Annotated in this window: 19 protein-coding genes and 1 pseudogene; 6 read left to right on the top strand and 14 right to left on the bottom strand. The window is 70.8% G+C overall.

Going from position 1 to position 17,845, the window contains the following annotated elements; all coding sequences use genetic code 11:
* A pseudogene (locus MKL20_RS03695) lies at positions 1–126 on the top strand (IS5/IS1182 family transposase); the annotation flags it as partial.
* Positions 127–147: 21 nt separating this feature from the next.
* Here the strand turns inward: MKL20_RS03695 and MKL20_RS03700 are convergent.
* Together MKL20_RS03700 and MKL20_RS03705 are read right to left on the bottom strand one after the other, a co-directional pair.
* Positions 148–852 (bottom strand): SDR family NAD(P)-dependent oxidoreductase, encoded by a 705-nt coding sequence (locus MKL20_RS03700; protein WP_244035551.1) that lies wholly within the window; start codon positions 850–852, stop codon positions 148–150.
* A 58-nt stretch (positions 853–910) separates the two neighbouring features.
* Positions 911–1,390 carry a nucleoside deaminase gene (locus MKL20_RS03705; RefSeq protein WP_244035552.1) on the bottom strand — a complete coding sequence of 160 codons (480 nt, stop codon included), beginning with the start codon at positions 1,388–1,390 and terminating at the stop codon, positions 911–913.
* A 150-nt stretch (positions 1,391–1,540) separates the two neighbouring features.
* Between MKL20_RS03705 and MKL20_RS03710 the strand changes: the two genes are divergently transcribed.
* From MKL20_RS03710 to rsmD, 4 genes are all read left to right on the top strand, one after another.
* Positions 1,541–1,732 carry a CsbD family protein gene (locus MKL20_RS03710; protein WP_243971002.1) on the top strand — a complete coding sequence of 64 codons (192 nt, stop codon included), beginning with the start codon at positions 1,541–1,543 and terminating at the stop codon, positions 1,730–1,732.
* A 77-nt stretch (positions 1,733–1,809) separates the two neighbouring features.
* Complete coding sequence (locus tag MKL20_RS03715) at positions 1,810–1,986, top strand: DUF1328 domain-containing protein (protein ID WP_092039708.1); 177 nt, start codon at positions 1,810–1,812, stop codon at positions 1,984–1,986.
* A 131-nt stretch (positions 1,987–2,117) separates the two neighbouring features.
* Positions 2,118–3,992, top strand: coding sequence for a pseudouridine synthase (locus MKL20_RS03720; protein ID WP_244035553.1), 1,875 nt, complete (start codon positions 2,118–2,120; stop codon positions 3,990–3,992).
* Entirely contained in the window at positions 3,989–4,546 is a 558-nt protein-coding gene (rsmD, locus tag MKL20_RS03725; RefSeq protein ID WP_244035554.1) for a 16S rRNA (guanine(966)-N(2))-methyltransferase RsmD, read from the top strand. Before MKL20_RS03720 ends, rsmD begins: the two co-directional genes overlap by 4 nt.
* 7 nt (positions 4,547–4,553) lie before the next feature.
* Here the strand turns inward: rsmD and MKL20_RS03730 are convergent, their stop codons facing one another.
* From MKL20_RS03730 to MKL20_RS03745, 4 genes are all read right to left on the bottom strand, one after another.
* Positions 4,554–4,907 carry a cupin domain-containing protein gene (locus MKL20_RS03730; protein ID WP_244035555.1) on the bottom strand — a complete coding sequence of 118 codons (354 nt, stop codon included), beginning with the start codon at positions 4,905–4,907 and terminating at the stop codon, positions 4,554–4,556.
* Between the two features lie 79 nt (positions 4,908–4,986).
* Positions 4,987–5,436, bottom strand: a complete 450-nt coding sequence (locus MKL20_RS03735) for a helix-turn-helix domain-containing protein (RefSeq protein WP_244035556.1) — start codon at positions 5,434–5,436, stop codon at positions 4,987–4,989.
* 431 nt (positions 5,437–5,867) lie between these two features.
* Positions 5,868–6,812: an alpha/beta fold hydrolase gene (locus tag MKL20_RS03740; protein ID WP_244035557.1), complete on the bottom strand. Its 945-nt coding sequence runs from the start codon at positions 6,810–6,812 to the stop codon at positions 5,868–5,870.
* Positions 6,809–7,348, bottom strand: coding sequence for a phasin family protein (locus tag MKL20_RS03745; RefSeq protein WP_244035558.1), 540 nt, complete (start codon positions 7,346–7,348; stop codon positions 6,809–6,811). The genes MKL20_RS03740 and MKL20_RS03745 overlap by 4 nt, the downstream gene beginning before the upstream one ends.
* A gap of 233 nt (positions 7,349–7,581) precedes the next feature.
* Here MKL20_RS03745 and MKL20_RS03750 point away from each other — a divergent pair, with 233 nt between their 5' ends.
* A complete protein-coding gene (locus MKL20_RS03750) occupies positions 7,582–9,246 on the top strand; it encodes an AMP-binding protein (RefSeq protein WP_244035559.1) in 1,665 nt (554 codons plus the stop codon).
* Between the two features lie 345 nt (positions 9,247–9,591).
* Here MKL20_RS03750 and MKL20_RS03755 read toward each other — a convergent pair whose 3' ends face one another.
* From MKL20_RS03755 to MKL20_RS03790, 8 genes are all read right to left on the bottom strand, one after another.
* Entirely contained in the window at positions 9,592–9,924 is a 333-nt protein-coding gene (locus tag MKL20_RS03755; protein WP_244035560.1) for a DUF6285 domain-containing protein, read from the bottom strand.
* A 2-nt stretch (positions 9,925–9,926) separates the two neighbouring features.
* The gene (locus MKL20_RS03760) at positions 9,927–10,937 is read right to left on the bottom strand and encodes a phosphotransferase family protein (protein WP_244035561.1); all 1,011 of its coding nucleotides are present in this window, start codon (positions 10,935–10,937) and stop codon (positions 9,927–9,929) included.
* Positions 10,938–10,940: 3 nt separating this feature from the next.
* Entirely contained in the window at positions 10,941–11,708 is a 768-nt protein-coding gene (locus tag MKL20_RS03765) for an SDR family NAD(P)-dependent oxidoreductase (protein WP_244035562.1), read from the bottom strand.
* 1 nt (position 11,709) lies between these two features.
* A complete protein-coding gene (locus MKL20_RS03770; RefSeq protein WP_244035563.1) occupies positions 11,710–12,888 on the bottom strand; it encodes an acetyl-CoA C-acyltransferase family protein in 1,179 nt (392 codons plus the stop codon).
* A gap of 256 nt (positions 12,889–13,144) precedes the next feature.
* On the bottom strand, positions 13,145–14,350 hold the full coding sequence (locus MKL20_RS03775) for an acyl-CoA dehydrogenase family protein (RefSeq protein ID WP_244035564.1): 1,206 nt from the start codon (positions 14,348–14,350) through the stop codon (positions 13,145–13,147).
* A 37-nt stretch (positions 14,351–14,387) separates the two neighbouring features.
* Positions 14,388–16,346 carry a DNA mismatch repair endonuclease MutL gene (mutL, locus tag MKL20_RS03780; protein ID WP_244035565.1) on the bottom strand — a complete coding sequence of 653 codons (1,959 nt, stop codon included), beginning with the start codon at positions 16,344–16,346 and terminating at the stop codon, positions 14,388–14,390.
* 59 nt (positions 16,347–16,405) lie between these two features.
* Positions 16,406–16,759, bottom strand: coding sequence for a hypothetical protein (locus MKL20_RS03785; RefSeq protein WP_244035566.1), 354 nt, complete (start codon positions 16,757–16,759; stop codon positions 16,406–16,408).
* Positions 16,760–16,847: 88 nt separating this feature from the next.
* Positions 16,848–17,834, bottom strand: coding sequence for a branched-chain amino acid ABC transporter permease (locus MKL20_RS03790; protein WP_244035567.1), 987 nt, complete (start codon positions 17,832–17,834; stop codon positions 16,848–16,850).
* Between the last annotated feature and the right edge of the window lie 11 nt (positions 17,835–17,845).

Consider the following 17,845-nt stretch of genomic DNA (forward strand, 5'->3'; position numbering starts at 1 on the left):
GTCGAACGCTTCTTCAGCAAGATCAAGCACTTCCGCGCCGTCGCCACCCGCTACGACAAGGATCCCGACAACTTTCTTGCCAGCGTCAAACTCGCCGCCCTCCGGGTCTGGCTGCGAACTTTATGAGTCCGCGACCTAGACAACACGTCAGAAGCGCTCGACCCAGGGGCGCAGCTCCAGTTCCGAGGTCCAGGCGCTGCGATCCTGGCGCAGCAGGTCGCGATAGGCGCGGGCGATGGCGTCCGGGTCGAGATGGCTGTCCGGGGAATCCGCCGGCTCGCCGCCCCTTGCCGGGTTCCGGATGGCGCCGTCGATCACCACGTGGGCGACGTGGATGCCCTGCGGCTGCAATTCGCGGGCGAGGCTCTGGCCGAGGCCGCGCAGGGCGAACTTGCCCATGGCGAAGGGCGCCGAGCCGGCAAAGCCCTTCACGCTCGCCGAGGCGCCGGTGAGCAGAATCGCCCCATGCCGGTGCGGCAGCATCCGACGCGCCGCCGCCTGCGCCACCAGGAAGCCGCCATAGGCCGACACCATCAGGGACTGTGCGACGGCTGCCGGATCGAGATCGACGACCGGCCCGCGCAGCCGGCCGCTGGCGTTGTAAACCACCACGTCGGGCGATCCGCCCAAGGCCGGCTCCAGCCGGGCGAACAGGGCTTCGACCTCGCTCGGATCGCTCGCGTCGCAGGCATGGACTACGGCGCCGGTCTCGGCGGCCAACGCGGCGAGCTTATCGACGTTGCGGGCGGCCAGCCCGACCTTCAGCCCGTCCGCCGCCAGGAGCCGAGCGAGCGAGGCGCTGAGGCCGGAACCGGCGCCGACGATCAGGGCGCGTGCATAAGTCGGTGTCATGGGCGGACGCTCCGTTCGATCCTGCGAGGATGCCCCGAAGCCGCGCGTGTTCAAGCTCTCAGTCGCGGCGTTCGGCGAAGAATTCGCGCAGCAGTCCGGCCGCCTCGATCTCGCGGAAGCCGCCATAGACCTCCGGCGCGTGGTGGCAGGTCGACTGGTTGAAGACCCGAGGCCCATGCTCGACGCCGCCGCCCTTGGGATCGGCCGCGCCGTAGTAGAGCCGCCGGACCCGGGCGAAGGAGATCGCGCCGGCACACATCGGGCACGGCTCCAGGGTGACATAGAGATCGCAGCCGGTCAGCCGCTCGTCGCCGATGGCCGCGCAGGCGGCGCGGATCGCCAGGATCTCGGCATGGGCGGTCGGGTCGTGGAGCGCCCGCGGCCGGTTATGGGCTACCGCCAGCACCACGCCGTCGCGGACCACCACTGCCCCGACCGGCACCTCACCGACTGCGGCGGCCGCGCGCGCCGCCGCGAAGGCGCGGTCGAACGCCCCCGACGATTCATGCTGAGCTTGTTGGATCGGATCGGCCGCCACGGTGTTTATCACCCCATCGCCGGGACAGGCAGCACCCGGCGCCGGAGACTGATCCAGGGCAATGTTAATGCCTGGAACATTCCCCGCATCGCCATCGTTGCCAGTTCGATTGCGGCGCCGCCGCGAGATGATTGGACGGAAGGAAACGCCATGAGCAGCACCACCGACAAGATCAAGGGCGCCGCCAACGAGGCCCTCGGCAAGGCCAAGCAGGGCCTCGGCGACGTGACCAACAACGACAAGCTGAAGGCCGAGGGTGCCGCGCAGGAGCTCAAGGGCAAGGCGCAGGGCACCGTGGGCGACGCCAAGAGCGCCGTGAAGTCGGCGACCGACAAGCTCTGAGTTCCAGCGTCTGACCGGATCGGGATCCGCCCGCGGCGGGTTCCGATCCCGAACCGCGTGACTTTCGTGAGGTTGCCATGATCGGTTGGGCTATCACGTTTCTCGTCGTCGCTCTCGTGGCGGCGCTCCTGGGCTTCGGCGGCATCGCCGGTACCGCCATCGAGGCAGCCAAGATCGTGTTCTTCGTGGCGATCGCCCTGTTCCTCGTCTCCGCCGTGTTCGGCGTGATGCGCGGGCGCTCCCCCAGGCTCTGACGACGCGCCTGACGGCGTAGGATCGGGGGCGGTCCATTCGGGCCGCCCCGTTTTGTTGGGCTGAGCGCATATTCCTTTGCCGCGGCTCAACCCGTCTCGCCTGTCCGGGCCGGCTCTGGTAAGGCCGGCGCATGAGTGACTTACCGAAAGACGATGTCCCGGGGGCGCCCGCCCAGCCGGACACCGAGACCACGCGAACCGAGCGCTGGAAGCCCGCCACCGATGTGGGCAGCGAATCCGAGACGAAGCCCGAAGATTCTTCCGCGGCGAGCCCCCCGCGGAAGGCGGCGGCCGAGCCGGTCGCAGACGAGCCCGACACCCCGACCCCGCCGGGCGAGCGCATCGCCAAGGCGATGGCCCGGGCCGGCATCGCCTCCCGGCGTGACGCCGAGGCGATGATTCTTGCCGGGCGCGTCAGCGTGAACGGCGAGACTCTGACCTCGCCGGCCCGCAACGTCACCGACGACGACACGATCCTGATCGACGGCGAGCGCATGCCGGCGCGCGAGCGCAGCCGCCTGTGGATCTTCCACAAGCCGCGCGGCCTCGTGACCACCGCCCGCGACCCGGAAGGCCGCCAGACGGTCTTCGAGGTCCTGCCCGAGGACCTGCCCCGGGTGGTCGCGGTCGGCCGGCTCGACATCAACACCGAGGGGCTTCTGCTCCTCACCAACGACGGCGGTCTCGCCAAGGTGATCGCCCATCCCGATACCGGTTGGCTGCGCCGCTACCGCGTCCGTGCTCACGGCGACACCGATCAGGCCCAACTCGACACCCTCGCCAAGGGCGTGACCATCGACGGAATGGAGTACGGCCCGGTCGAGGCGACCCTGGACCGGGTGCAGGGCGACAATCTCTGGCTGACGCTCGGGCTGCGCGAAGGCAAGAACCGCGAGGTCAAGCGCATCCTCGAGCATCTCGGCCTGTCGGTGAACCGCCTGATCCGGCTGTCCTTCGGCCCGTTCCAGCTCGGCGATCTTGAAGTCGGCCTGGTCGAGGAGGTGCGCATGCGCGTCCTCAAGGACCAGCTCGGCAAGGCCCTGGCCGAGCAGGCCGGGGTCGATTTCGAGAGCCCGGTGCGCGAGCCGATCGGCGCTTTCGGAAGCCCCAAGAAGGCCGAGAAGTCCGAGCGGGCGCCGTCCGCCGGCCGCAACGCCGCGCGCCCCGCGCCGGCGCCCCGGGTCTCCACCGGCGGGGCCGGGTCCGGCCCGCGCAAGTCGGCCTGGCGGGCCGACGAGGATTCCGGCAAGCCGCACGCCGCCCGCGTCCCGCGCCGGGGCGCGGATCCGCGCGCGTCGCAGGCGGCCGCGGCCGAGCGCGGCCATGAGCGGGTCGGGTCGTTCCAGAAGGGCGATCGCCGGGTCGTGGTCGAGCGCCTGTCGGCGAGCCCGGCCGCGCCGGCCGTGGAAGAGAAGCCGCGCCGCCGCTACGCCGACCGCGGCGCACCCGAGGGCGGTCAGCGGAGTTCCGCGGGCCGTCCGGATCGCGAGAGCTGGGGCAACCGCGGACCGTCGCCGCGGGGCGACCGGGGCGCGGGTGACCGTCCGAGCTACGGCGACCGTTCGGGGCCGCGCGAATCAGCCCGGGGGGCGTCCGGCCCGCGGGACGATGCACGCCGGGACGACCGCCGTGACGCCCGGCCGGGCGGACGCGGAGATCGGCCCTACGGCGCTGGATCCGGCGAGGGTGCACCGCGCGGCCAGAGCGGTTTTCGCGGTGAGCGGTCCGGCGAAGGCGCGCCGCGCGGCCAGAGTGGCTTCCGCGGCGAGCGGTCCGGCCCCGGGGGCAAGCCGGCCTTCGGCGGTCCGAAGCCCGGCGGCGGAGCGCGTCCCGGCGGCAGGCCCGGTGGTTTTGCCGGCAAGAGCGCCGGCGGCTTCGCTGGGAAAGGTCCCGGAGCCAAGCCGGGTGGCCGTCCAGGCGGCTTCAAGGGTGGCGGTAAGCCCGGCGGCGCGAGACCCAGCGGCGGCGGTGGTGGCGGCGGTGGGCGTCCGCCGCGCGGTCGATGAGGATCGTCGGCGGCGCCTGGCGCGGCCGGAAGCTCGCGACCCCGCGCACCGACGCGATCCGGCCGACGTCGGACCGGCTTCGTGAGTCGCTGTTCAACGTGCTGACGCACGCCTATGACGAAGTTGTTACCGGCGCGCGGGTCCTCGACCTGTTCGCCGGCACCGGCGCCCTGGGTTTTGAGGCCCTGTCGCGGGGTGCCGCCTATGCCCTCCTTGTCGATGAGGGCGCCGAGGCGCGCGCGGTGATTCGCTCCAATATCGAGGCGTTCGGCGCCGAGGGCGTGACCCGGCTGTTCCGCCGCGACGCGACGCGCCTCGGGCCGGCCGGCACCACGGCGCCGTTCTCCCTGGTCTTCTGCGATCCGCCCTACAATCGCGGGCTGGCGCCCCTGGCGCTGGCGAGCGCGGCCGAAGGGGGGTGGCTGGCGCCGGGCACCCTGGCGGTGGTGGAGGAGGCCGAGGGCGTGCAACTCGCCTGGCCCGAGGGCTTTACCCCGCTGGAGCGGCGCGTCTACGGCGACACTGCGGTGGCGGTGGCGCGCTTCGCAGGCTGAACGGGGTTCACGGCGTCTCGTCCATTCCGACTTCCGGCCCGACATGGATCGCGAGCCAGATCGTCGGCGAATCGGTGCGCTCGACCCGGTGACGGCGATGGGGCTCGATCAGGACCGTGTCGCCAGCGGTGAGCCGGCGCGGTGTCGGCTCGTCGGCGAAGCGCAAATTGGCGGATCCGGCCAGCACCGCCACCCATTCTGCCTGCGGCTGGTCATAGTGAAAGCCCGGCGGGCTCGCCTGCCCGGTCGAGACGATGCGCTCGATCCGCAGGCCCGGCGCCGCATACAGCACCGTGACGATCTCCTCGGACGCGTCGAGGGCGAGATCGGCGAACAGGTTCGTCAGCAGTGTCGCGGCCATCGCCGGCGTCTCCCGAATCCGGTTCGCGAGACGCGGTGGGCTGTTTGGCGGAGCCGGTCAACCGGCCCCAGCGACCGTCTCAGGCCGACGGTGCGGCAGCGCCGTTGGTCGCGGACCGCTGCTGCGCGGCGATGTCGGCGGTGCCGTGGCCGATCCGGGCCGCGGACTTCACCAGCGCGATCACGTCCCGGCGCATCTGGTCGTCGGTGATCTGGTTGTAGGCGCGAAGCAGTTCCACAGCTCCGGCGACCCGGAGCAGCGCCGGGCCGTTCTCGGTGGCGGCCTCGGGCTCGGGCTCGAAGAAGCTCGCCACCGGCACGCCGAGCCGCTCGGCGATCGCCTGGAGGCGCCCGGCGCCGACGCGGTTCTTGCCGGTCTCGTACTTCTGAACCTGCTGGAAGCTGACGCCCAAAGCGCTCGCGAGGGCGGATTGGCTCAGCCCGTTGGCCGCGCGCAGGAACGCGATGCGGCTGCCGACCCCGTGATCGATGGCCGTGGTCTGCTTCGGCTTGGGGGTGGGGTTGGACATGGTTGGAAGTCCGAACTTCTTCAGGTTGCGCAGACGTGGTCGTGCGGACCCTGGCCGACGCTCACAACCGACAGGTGCAACATCACGCGGCCAAGGTCCAGACGTGACGCCTGTTAGTGCCACAGTGCAGCCCAGTGTGCAACGAATGGTCACGCTTGCATGATCATGCAGGGCGAACATAGCCGCCTGAGTTTCGCGTTCGCGCCAAGGCGATCGGCACACAGATCGCCGGCGGATCAATTTTGACGGTCGGTACTACGCAGGCCGGGACTTTCCGGCAACGATCGCGTTCGCACGATTGCCTGCTGCACAAATGATTCGGCCTCGCCTGGACTTTCGAACCTCGGATCGATCCTGATCTGATCCGCACGGAGTCTTTCCGATGTCGAGGCTTGCCGATGCCGAGTCCTGCCGGTGCGGAGGCTTGCCGATCAGGCGGCGGGGCCGAGCCAGTCGGTGACGATGCGGAGTTGCGCGTCGTCGAGCAGCGCGGGGGCGTGGCCGCAATCGGGGATCTCGATCCGCTGGGTGGGCGGGCCGCGCCGGGTCATCTCGTCGGCGGTGGAGGCGAGGAGCAGTTCCGAGTGCGCGCCGCGCAGCAGCAGAACCGGGCAGGTGATCGCGTCCCAGTCGCGCCACATGCTGACGCTGTAGACCCGCCCCGGCCGGAAGGCGTCGCCGATGCCCGGATCGTAGTGCGGGCGCCAGCCGCCATTGGGCTCCGGGAAGAAGCTGTGCTTGGCGATGTGGCGCCACTGCTCGTCCGTGAGCGGCCCGAAGGCCGACAGCACCGTCCGGAGACGCGACTCGCCGGAGGCCAGGTTGTGGTGCAGCCGCGGGGCGTCGCGCAGCCGCGTCCCGATATGGCGGATCGGCGCCCAGGGCAGGAACGGTCCGATGTCGTTGATGACCATCCGGCGGATCGGCGTGTTGGCCGAGGCTGCCAGCACCATGCCGGTGAGGCCGCCGAGCGAGGTGCCGACCCAGTCGATCTTGCCGCTGATCCGCAGGTGCCCGATCAGGGCCGCCATATCGGCGGCATACTGGGGCAGGCCGTAGAGTTCCGGGTCCTTGAGCCAGCCGCTCAAGCCCCGCCCGGGCAGATCGGGGCAGACGACCCGGTAGCCCATCTTGGCCAGCTTGTATCCGAGCGGATCGAAATCCCGGCCCTGCCGGCTCAGGCCGTGGACGCAGACGACGACGTGGGGGCTGTCCGGATCGCCCCATTCGACATAGGCGATGCGGTGGAAGTCATGCGGCGCGTAGGCGGCGAAATGGCCGGTCCGGAACGGCACGTCGGCGCGGCTGAGATCGTCCAGGCGCGGCATCGGCTCCGGTGCGGACTCCGCGACCCGCTCAGCGGAGAGCGCGGTCACGGGGTTTCCGTGCGGGCAGCGGCCTCGCGGGCGAGACGGCTGGTGGTCTGGTGGAGGTCGACCATCTGGTCGGTCAGGCGGCGCGACTGCTCCTGCATGAAGGTGACGTGCAAGGCCGCCACCTCGCGGGCGTCGGCCGCCTTCGTCAGGCGTTCGGCGAAGTCCAGGGAGGCGCGGACATTGGTGTCGGAGGCGATCAGCATCCGGTGCCCGATCTCGCGCATCGCCGCCATGGTGTGTCCGGCATTGTCCTCGAACGCGTTGTAGAGCCGCGCGCCGACGGCGTCCCACTGCTCGCGCATCTTGCGGGCGCCGGCGACATTGCTGTCGGAGAGCTGATGCGCCGTCTCGCGGCTTGAGCCCATCACCGAGCGCCAGCCGTCGAAGCTCTGCGCCAGGGAGGTCTCGAAGGCGTTCAACGCCATCTCGCCGGCTTCGGCGAAGTGTTCATAGGCTTCGCGGACCCGCGCCAGGCTGCCCTCGGCGATCTCGCGTCCAGCCTGTGGCGGGACCATCGGCAGGTTGTCGTCCTTCACAAGCCTCTCCCGCGCGTCGAACGTCCTCAACCGCATTCCGCCAGGGCGGCTCCGTCGTCAACCGCCGCCGCGTGACAGAGCCTGGATCGTCTCGACAGGTTTCGACATCCGTGCGGCGGTGTGATGACCGAGCCCGCCTGTAACCGGCGCGCCGATTGACAGTCCGGAGGGACGCGACGTCATCTCAGGGCCGAGCGCACGCCACGCCAGCCGCCCGATCAGAAGGCACACCGATGACGGAGACAGATCCGACCCGCGCGGGCGCCCGGGAATCCGACCGTCACCCGTTCGAGACCGGGCTCGACCAAACGCCGGCGAACTACGTTCCGCTGACGCCGGTCAGCCTGCTGGCTCGGGCCGCCGCCTCCGTAGGGGCGCGGATCGCCGTCATCGACGGGGCGCGGCGCCTGACCTATGCCGAGCTGTATGGGCGCTGCCGCCGCCTCGCCTCCGGGCTGGCACGGCGCGGGATCGGGCGCCTCGACACGGTGGCGATCCTGGCGCCGAACGTCGCCGAAATGATCGAGGCGCATTTCGCCGTACCGATGCTCGGCTCCGTGCTGAATCCGCTGAACACCCGCCTCGACCCGGCGACGATCGCGTTCTCCCTCGACCACGGCGGCGCCCAGGTGCTGATCGTCGAGGCCGAGTACGGGGCGCTCGCCGCCCGGGCCCTCGCCGATCGTGCGCGGGCGATCCTGGTGGTGGAGATCGGTGTCACCGGCATCGCCGGCGCGATTCCCTACGAGACCCTGCTCGCCGAGGGCGACCCGGACTATGCCTGGCCCGGCCCCAGGGACGAGTGGCAGTCGCTCTGCCTGCTCTACACGTCGGGCACCACCGGCGATCCGAAGGGGGCGGTCTACAGTCATCGCGGCGCCTATCTGCAGGCGCTCGGCAACGCCGTCACCTTCGGGCTCACCGCCGAGAGCGCCTATCTCTGGACGCTGCCGATGTTCCATTGCAGCGGCTGGTCCTACCCCTGGGCGAGCGTCGCCGCCTGCGCGACCCAGATCTGCCTGCGCAAGGTCGAGCCGGCGGCGATTTTTGCGCTGATCGCCGAGCACGGCGTGACGCATCTGTGCGGCGCACCGATCGTGCTCTCGATGATCGCCCACGCCCCGGCCTCGGACCGCGTGCCGTTTCGGCAGCGGGTGCGTTGCGCGGTGGGCGGGGCGGCGCCGTCCTCGACGATCATCCGCACCATGGAAGAGCTCGGCTTCCAGGTGACGCATCTCTACGGCGCCACCGAGAGCTACGGCCCGGCCACCGTCTGCCTGGAACAGCCCGATTGGGCCGACCTGCCGGACGACGACCGTTACGCCCGGATGGCCCGGCAGGGCGTGGCGCTCGCGACCCTGGAGGGCGTGGTCGTTGTCGATCCGGACACCGACCGGCCGGTGCCGCAGGACGGCCTGACGGTCGGCGAGATCTGCCTACGCGGCAACACCGTGATGAAGGGCTATCTCGGCAATCCCGACGCCACCGCGCAGGCGCTCGCCGGCGGCTGGTACCGCACCGGCGACCTCGCGGTCTGGCACCCCGACGGCGCCGTCGAAATCAAGGACCGGGCCAAGGACATCATCATCTCGGGCGGGGAGAACATCTCCAGCCTGGAAGTCGAGGAGGTACTGATGCGCCATCCCGCGGTGATGCTGGCCGCCGTGGTGGCCCGCCCGGACGCCACCTGGGGCGAGAGCCCCTGCGCGTTCCTGGAGATGAAGCCCGGCGCGGGCAGCCTCACCGATCGGGAGCTGATCGATTTCTGCCGAGAGCGGATGGCGCGGTTCAAGGTGCCCAAGACCGTGGTGTTCGGCCCCCTGCCAAAGACCTCGACCGGCAAGATCCAGAAATTCGTCCTGCGCGAGCAGGCCCGGGGGTTGTCGGATCCGGTCTAACGCTGGGTATCCAACCCCCGCCCTCATCCCTAGCAGATTCACACATCGGGGTCGGCAGGATACGCCGGAGACACCGCGGCCCTCCCTCCCCCGCAGAGCAACGATGCTCGCACATCGGCTTGCGAAAGCCGCGACGTACCCCCTCTCCCGTGCGGGAGAGGGTTGGGGTGAGGGATCAGGTCTTTCCGGAGAGGTCGCATCCCTCACCCTGTCCCTCTCCCGCACGGGAGAGGGGAACCGCGCCACATCCGGGGATGTGTGAACGTCGTAGGCCCTCATCCTGAGGCTGCTGCACAGCAGCCTCAGGATGAGGGGGTGAGTTGGATGCCCCCCCAGGTTTGACCGTCACGCTCCGGGCTTCGACGGCTTCCAGATGTCGGCGGCGGCCTCCGCGGCGGCGCTGAGGGCCGCGTGCAGCTCCGGATCGGCATCGCGCGCGCCGGTTCGGATCGCCCGGACCAGGTCGTCCAGCGCATCATCACCCGTGCCACCAAGGAGCCGCGCGCTGGTCTCGCCGAGCCGGTCCGCCTGCGCGATCTCGCGGGCGGCGATGCCGATGGCGTTGGCGACCATCAGGGCGACGTAGCGGGGGCGGCCGGTGAGGCCGGGCACGACTTCTTCCGTGAGCGCCCGGCGGGCGGCGTCGAGGAGGGCGGCGCCGGAGGGTTCGTCCTGCATGCTCAGCTCCAGTGCTCCGGGGCGGTCGCCCGCAGGATCGTGCGTTCGAGTTCCGGCACCATCCGGCCGGTGAGCGCCAGCTCCAGGGAGAATTCCCGGCCGGAGACGTGGCGGGCGCCCTGTTCCAGGGCGATCACCGCCCAGCGCAGATGCGCCAGCACCTCCCAGTAGGCGACGCTCTCGGGATTGATGGCCCAGCCACTCTCCTCCGTGTAGCCCCGATAGAACGCCGCCCGGGAGCCGATGCCGCCGGCTTCCAAGTCGGGGCGGCCGAAGCGCCAGCAGGCGGCGCAGAACCAGCCGAGATCCTGTGCGGGATCGCCCCAGCCGGCGAATTCCCAGTCGAGAATCGCGGTGAGCCCAGATTCATCGACCATGTAGTTGCCGGTGCGGAAGTCGCGATGCACCAGGGCCGGCGCCGGGCAGTCCGGCGCCCGGACCTCGCCCCAGCGCAGCCCCCATTCGATCGCCGGGCGCTGGGCGCCGATCCCGTCGAGGCTGGCGCGCAGCCGGGCGATCTCGGCGAGCGCCGGCTGCTTCTCGGGCTCGCCCAGGAAGGCGAGCGCAGCGGGCGGCTCCCGCGGATCGACGGCACCGTGGATGCGGGCCAACTCCCGGCCGAGCGTCTCGGCCAGGACCTCCCGGTCGCCACCGAGGGACAGGTCCTTGGCGATGCGCGGTCCGAGGCCGACGCCCTCGACGAGGCCCATCAGCGCGAAGGGCGAACCGAGAACCGCCGGATCGTCGCAGAATCCGACCGGCTCCGGCACCCGCACGCCCGCCTGCCAGACCGTTTCGAGGATGCGGAATTCCTCCGCCCGGGAACGGCTCGACGCGATGGTCGCGGCGGCGTCCATGCGCAGCACGAAGGCCCGCGCGGTATCTCCGATCCGGCAGCGGACCAGCCAATTCTCCTGGATCGAGCCGCCGCCCAGCGGGCGGATCTCTTCGATGGTGAGGTCGGGATGGCCGAGATGCCCGGCGATCCAGTCGCGCAGCCGCGTTTGTTCCATCGGCTAGAGTCCCGACACGAGGTGGCCGCCATCGACCGCGACGACGCTGCCGGTCATGTACGAGCCGGCATCCGACGCGAGCAGCAGGAGCGGCCCGTCGAGTTCCGAGGCCGCGCCCAGCCGGCGCTGCGGCACGCGCTTGATCAGCGCCTTGCCGGGCTCGGAGTCGAAGAACGCGTCGTTCAGCTCGGTGGCGATGTAGCCCGGGGCCAAGGCGTTCACCCGGATTCCATGGCGCGCCCATTCAAGCGCCAGGCTTTTCGTGAGCTGCACCACCCCGGCCTTCGAGGCAGCGTAGGGCGCGAGCCCGCCGGTGACCCGCAAGCCCAGGATCGAGGCGATGTTGACGATGCTGCCGCCCGCCCCGTGCCGGACCATGCGCCGCCCGGTCGCCTGCGCCACCAGCCAGACGCCCTTCAGGTTCGTGTCGAGCACGAAGTCCCAGTCGGCTTCATCCAAATCGAGGGCGGGCTTCGTGGCGGTGACGCCGGCATTGTTGATGAGCACCGAAACGGGGCCGAACCGCGCCTCGGCGGCGTCGAGCGCCCGCTCGACGCTCGCGGCATCGGTCACGTCCATGACGACGGCGTGTGCCTCGCCGCCGCCCTGTTCGACCCGTGCGACGGTTTCGGCCAGGGCGTCGGCGCGGCGGGCGCCGAGCGAGAGGCGGGCGCCGGCCTTGGCCAGCGTGCCGGCGAAGTGGCGGCCGAGGCCGCTCGACGCACCGGTGACCAGCACGTGCCGGCCGGTGAGATCGAACAGGTTCGCCATCTCAGTGCAGCCGCTCGATCGCCATGGCGATGCCCTGGCCGCCGCCGATGCACATGGTGACAAGCCCGTAGCGGCCGTTGACCCGAGCCAGCTCGTAGAGGGCCTTCACGGTGACGATCGCCCCCGTTGCCCCGAGCGGATGGCCGAGCGCGATGGCGCCGCCATTCACGTTGACCTTGGCCGGGTCGAGATCCAGGGCGCGGGAGACCGCGCAGGCCTGAGCCGCGAAGGCCTCGTTCGATTCAATGACATCGAAATCGGCGGCGCGCAGGCCGGTGCGTTTTAGCAGACGCTGCACCGCCGGCACCGGTCCCATGCCCATCTCGGACGGATCGACCCCGGCATGGGCGTAGCCGACGATCCGGGCGAGCGGCTTCGACCCGTCGCGCTCGGCCGCCGCCGCGCTCGCCAGCACAACGATCGCGGCACCATCGTTGAGCCCCGAAGCGTTGCCGGCGGTGACGCTGCCGGTCTTGGAGAAGGCCGGACGGAGCTTGGCGAGATCCTCGGCGCTCGTGGCCTTCGGGTGCTCGTCGGTGTCGAACGCCACGGTCTCGCGCTTGTGCTGGACCTCGACGGGTAAGATCTGCTCGCGGAACCGGCCCTCGCGGATCGCCCGGGCGGCCCGTGCCTGGCTTTCGGCCGCGAAGTCGTCCTGCATGGCTCGGGAGATGCCGTAGCGCTCGGCGACGTTCTCGGCGGTGACGCCCATATGGCCGTGGCCGAACGGGTCGTTGAGCACGCCGACCATGTAATCGACCAGGGCGGCGTCGCCCATGCGCTGGCCGAACCGCCCAGTCTTCAAGAGGTGGGGCGAGCGGCTCATGCTCTCGGCACCGCCGGCCACCGCGACGTCCGCATCGCCCAGCATGATCGCCTGGGCAGCCGAGACGATCGCCTGCAGGCCGCTGCCGCACAGGCGGTTGACCGTGAGCGCCGGCACCGCCTCGGGCACCCCGCCCTCGATGGCCGCGACCCGGGCGATATAGGCGTCCCGCGGCTCCGTCGGGATGACGTGGCCCAGCACCACATGGCCGACGGTTTCGGGCGCGGTCCCGGAGCGCTTCAGCGCCTCCGCGACGCATTGGGCCGCCAGCTCGGCTGGCGGGATCGCGGCGAGCGAGCCCCCGAAGGTGCCGATCGCGGTGCGCACCGCGCCGGTGATCACGACATCGGTCATTTTTTCGGACCTTTCCTCTCGTCGCCTACCGCCGATCAAGGCGTTCCCATTGCCGGTTTTTATTCTTTACTGCCGGATGCGCAGACAACCGATCATCCCACCCGCGCCCTCATTCTGAGGCGCCCGCGTCAGCGGGCCTCGAAGGAGCCCTCCAGCCCGCCGCGCGATCCCTGGAGGCCTCCTTCGAGGCGGCTTCGCCGCACCTCAGGATGAGGGGGTGGGTTGGACACTCATTCAAGGGATGGAATGACGTCGGTCATTCCTCAACACCCCAAGTCCAGAACGCATCGCCTTCGGCCTCGAGATTGCGGTTGAGCACCATCTTGTGGACCTCGTCGGCCCCGTCCACCAGCCGGGCCTGCCTGGCGTAGCGGTAGATCCATTCGAGCGGCGTGTCGGTGGAGTAGCCCCGGGCGCCGTTGATCTGGATCGCGATGTCGGCCGCCGCGTGGATCAGGTTGGCGACGTGGACCTTGGCCATCGAGACTTCCTTGCGGGCGAAGCTGCCCTGGTCCAGCGCCCAGGCGGCCTTCATCACCAGCAGCCGGCCGATCTCGATCCGCATGGCGAGGTCGCCGAGCATGAGCTGGATGCTCTCCCGGTCGGCGAGGCGGATGCCGAAGCCGTGCCGCTCGGCCGCGTAGGCCCGGGCGATCTCGACGCAGCGCTTCGACAGGCCGAGCCAGCGCATGCAATGGGTCAGCCGCGCCGGGCCGAGGCGGATCTGGGTCAGCTTGAGGCCGTCGCCCTCGTTCATCAGGACGTTCTCGGCCGGGATCTCCAGACCGTCGAACAGCAATTCGCAATGGCCGCCATGCTCCTCCGGGCCCATGATCGGGATCCGGCGCAGGATCTCCCAGCCCGGCTGGTCCTTGTGGAACAGGAAGGCGGTGAGCCCCTTGCGGGCATCGTCGGAGGTGCGCGCCATCAGGATGAAATGGGCGGCCTCCTCGGCCCCGGTGATGTACCATTTGCGGCCGGTGACCACGTAGGTGTCGCCCCGCCGCTCGGCCCGGGTCTGGATCATGCCGGGATCGGAGCCGCCGCCGGGATGCGGCTCGGTCATCGCAAAGGCCGAGCGGACCTCGCCGCGCACGATCGGGGCGAGCCAGCGCGCCTTCTGGGCCGGGGTCGCGACCTTCTCCAGCACCATCATGTTGCCGTCGTCGGGGGCGGCGGAGTTGAACACCACCGGCCCGAAGATCGAGCGGTTCATCGCCTCGTAACAGACCGCCATGCCGACCTTGTCGAGCCCGGCGCCGCCGGTCTCGGGCTTGAGCTGGAGGCACCACAGCCCCTCCGCCTGGGCTAGACCGCGCAGACGGGCCAGCTCGGCCAGGCTGATGTTGCCGTGCGCGTCGTAGGCCGACCGATCCGCCTCCACCGGCAGGATATGCGCGTCCACGAAGGCCGCGATCCGCGCGCGGTAATCCTCGACGCGGCGGGAGATGGTGAAATCCATGGTCGCGGGCTCCGGCGGGGGCGCTGGGCGAGGGAGGTTATCGGCGGCCGAACAGCCGCTCGATATCGGAGAGCTTCAGCTCGATCGAGGTGGGGCGGCCGTGGTTGCACTGGCCGGAATTGGGCGTCGCCTCCATCTCGCGGAGCAGCGCGTTCATCTCCTCCGGACGCAGGCGCCGCCCGGCGCGGACCGAGCCGTGGCAGCTCATGCGCGAGAGCACCGCGTCGAGGCGCCGGCCGAGCGGGCCGCCCTCGGTGGCGGGGGCGCCGCCCTCCTCGTCGCCGCTCGCCTCCAGCGCGTCGAGGATGTCGGTGACGAGGTCGCGGATCGAGGCGCCGAGCAGGGCGGCCGGCACCTCGCGGACCAGCACGGCGCCGGTCCCGAACGCCTCGATGGTGAGGCCGAGCCGGTCGAGATCCGGTGCGGCGGCCACGAGGCGCTCGGCGGCGTCCGGGCTCATCTCGACCACGTCGGGGATCAGCAGGCCCTGGCGGGCGATGCCGCCCCGGGCCCGCTCCGCCTTCATCCGTTCGTAGACGAGGCGCTCATGGGCGGCGTGCTGATCGACGATCACCAGGCCGTCCCTGGTCTGGGCCAGGATGTAGGTCTCGTGGATCTGGGCGCGGGCCGCGCCGAGGGGGTGGTCGACGGCCTCGGCCGCCTCGGCCACGGAGCGGACATCCGCCTGGGGCGGCGCCGCGTCATTTGCCGGCCGCTCGAACAGGGCCTGGGCCGCCTCCCCGAAACCCTGCGGTTCCCCGAAGACCGGCTCCGCATGCTCGACGGCGGATTCGGGGGCCGGACGCCAGTTCTCCGGCCGGCGATAGCCCGAGGGGGCCGCTACGGAGGGCGTGCCCGCGGGGAAGAAGCTCGGCCGGGCCGATCGGAACAGGCTCGGCGCCGCGGCGCCGGTATGGGTGGCGAGCGCCGGCCCGGCCGGGCGCAGGGCGTCGAGGGTCCGGTTGGCGCCGGTGGTGGCCGAGCGGGCGCCGCCCCGGCGCAGGGCGTCGTGGATCGCGCTCACCACCAGCGCCCGCACCAGGCCGGGCTCGCGGAACCGGACCTCGGTCTTGGCCGGGTGAACGTTGACGTCGACCAGTTCGGGATCGCAGGCGATGGAAAGCCCGAGCACCGGATGGCGATCGGAGGCCAGGGTGTCGGCATAGGCCCCGCGCACCGCACCGAGGAGCAGCCGGTCGCGCACCGGGCGGCCGTTGACCACGAGGTGGATGTAGCCCGCGGCCCCGCGGTGATAGGTCGGCAGGCCGACATGGCCGGTGACCGAAAACCCCTCGCGGGTCAGCGAGACCGGCAGAGCGTTGGCGGCGAAATCCGCGCCCAGCACGGCGGTGAGGCGGCGGAGTTCCCCTTCAGGGCCGGTCTCGGACGGCAGCAGCAGCGGCTGGCCGGCATCGGAGCGCAGGGTGAAGCGGATGCCGGGCTGGGCCACGGCGAGCCGCCGCAGGGTCTCGGCGATGGCGGCGTTCTCGGCCCGGTCGGATTTGAGGAATTTCAGCCGCGCCGGCGTCGCAGCGAACAGCTCGGTCACCTCGATCCGCGTGCCGCGCTGAGCCGGGGCCGGGCGGACGGGACCCTTGAGGCCGGCCTCGACGGTGAGGCTCGCCCCGGCCTCGGCGCCCTCGGGGCGGGTGGTGATCGCGAGGCGCGAGACGGCGCCGATCGAGGGCAAAGCCTCGCCGCGAAAGCCCAGCGTGTCGATGGCCGAGAGGTCGCCGCCCGGCAGCTTTGAGGTGGCGTGGCGCTCGACGCAGAGCGCCAGATCCTCCGGGCTCATGCCGCGGCCGTCATCGACCACCCGGATCAGCCGGCGGCCGCCATTCTCCACCACCACGTCGATGGTGCGGGCCCCGGCATCGATGGCGTTCTCGACCAGCTCCTTCACGGCCGAGGCCGGACGCTCCACCACCTCGCCCGCGGCAATGCGGTCGACGAGGATCGGGTCCAGGCGGCGGATGACGGGCGCGAGAATGGACATCGAGGGCCACGATAGCCCGGGGGGAGCGGCGCTCCTAGAGCCTCATGCCGCCGCGGCGCTCAGGCGCGGCGGCCCGAGCCGCCGAGGCTGACGCGGTTGCCCGCCGGCCGGGCGCCGTGGCTCGGCGCCTTGTAGGGCCGGCGCGACGCGTCGTAGAGGGCGTTGCCGACAAGGCCGGCGGTGCGGCGCAGCGTTGCGCCGTCGCAGGTCGCGGCGACGCGCACGCCGATCTCGTGGGTGTGGCTGCGCCCGTACAGCCAGACGGCGAGGCGCGCCCGGGTCGCCTCCGGGATGCCATCGAGGATGTAGGAGGCGGTATCGGCGTCGGCCTTGATCAACTGGCCGACGGTTTCGGGCGGAATCGGGCAATCCACCGCGGGATCGTCGATGCTCAGTGGCTGGGTCTTCGTCATGGGTAAACCTGTCAGCCTGGGAACTGCAGGTTGAGCTGTCGTGGTTAATGATCCGTCAACGATCGCACGATGGCCACCTCGGCGGATCTCACAGCGGCTTGCGGATGATCCGGGCGATCAGGCCGACGATCCCCTCGCGGAACAGCAGCACGCAGAGCACGAAGACGCAGCCCTGGATGATCGTCACCCAGGCGCCGAACTGCGCCAGGTACGTCTCCATCGTGACGATCACCAGCGCGCCGACGATCGGCCCGAACACCGTGCCCATGCCGCCCACCAGCGTCATCAGCACGACCTCGCCCGACATCGACCAGTGGACGTCGGTGAGCGAGGCGAGCTGGAACACGATCGCCTTGGTCGAGCCCGCGAGCCCGGCGAGCGTCGCCGAGAGGACGAACACCGCGAGCTTGTACTGGTTGGCCCGGTAGCCCAGCGAGATCGCCCTGGGCTCGTTGTCCCGGATCGCCTTTAACACCTGTCCGAAGGGCGAGTGGATGATCCGGTAGATCAGCAGCATTCCGACCATGAAGACCACGCAGACGAGGCCGTACATCGCCCGGTCGTCGGCGAGGCTGAACACGCCGAACAGGTACCCGCGCGGCACGGCCTGGATGCCGTCCTCGCCGCCGGTGAACTTGGCCTGCAGCGAGAAGAAGAACGCCATCTGGGCGAGCGCCAGGGTGATCATCGAGAAATAGATGCCCTGGCGGCGGATCGCGAGCGACCCGAAGACCAGGCCGAACAGAGCCGCCGTGGCGGTGCCTGCCAGGATCGCCAGTTCCGGGGTGAAGCCGAGGCTTTTGGCCGTGTAGGCGCAGAGATAGCTCGCCATGCCGAAATACGCGGCGTGGCCGAACGAGAGCAGGCCGCCGTAGCCGAGCAGCAGGTTGAAGGCGAGCGCGAACAGCGCGAAGCACAGGACCTTCATCAGGTAGACGGGATAGAGCACCAGCGGCGCCGCGATCAGCAGCAGCGCGATGCCCACGAAGATCATCCGGTGCAGCGCCTTGTCGTCGCGGCGCGTCGGCAGCGCGGCGGCGATCGGTGCGACGTCGATGGCGGCGGTGTCGGCCATGGGATTCGTCC

It is taken from the genome of Methylobacterium sp. E-066, assembly GCF_022829635.1.
Lineage (GTDB): Bacteria > Pseudomonadota > Alphaproteobacteria > Rhizobiales > Beijerinckiaceae > Methylobacterium.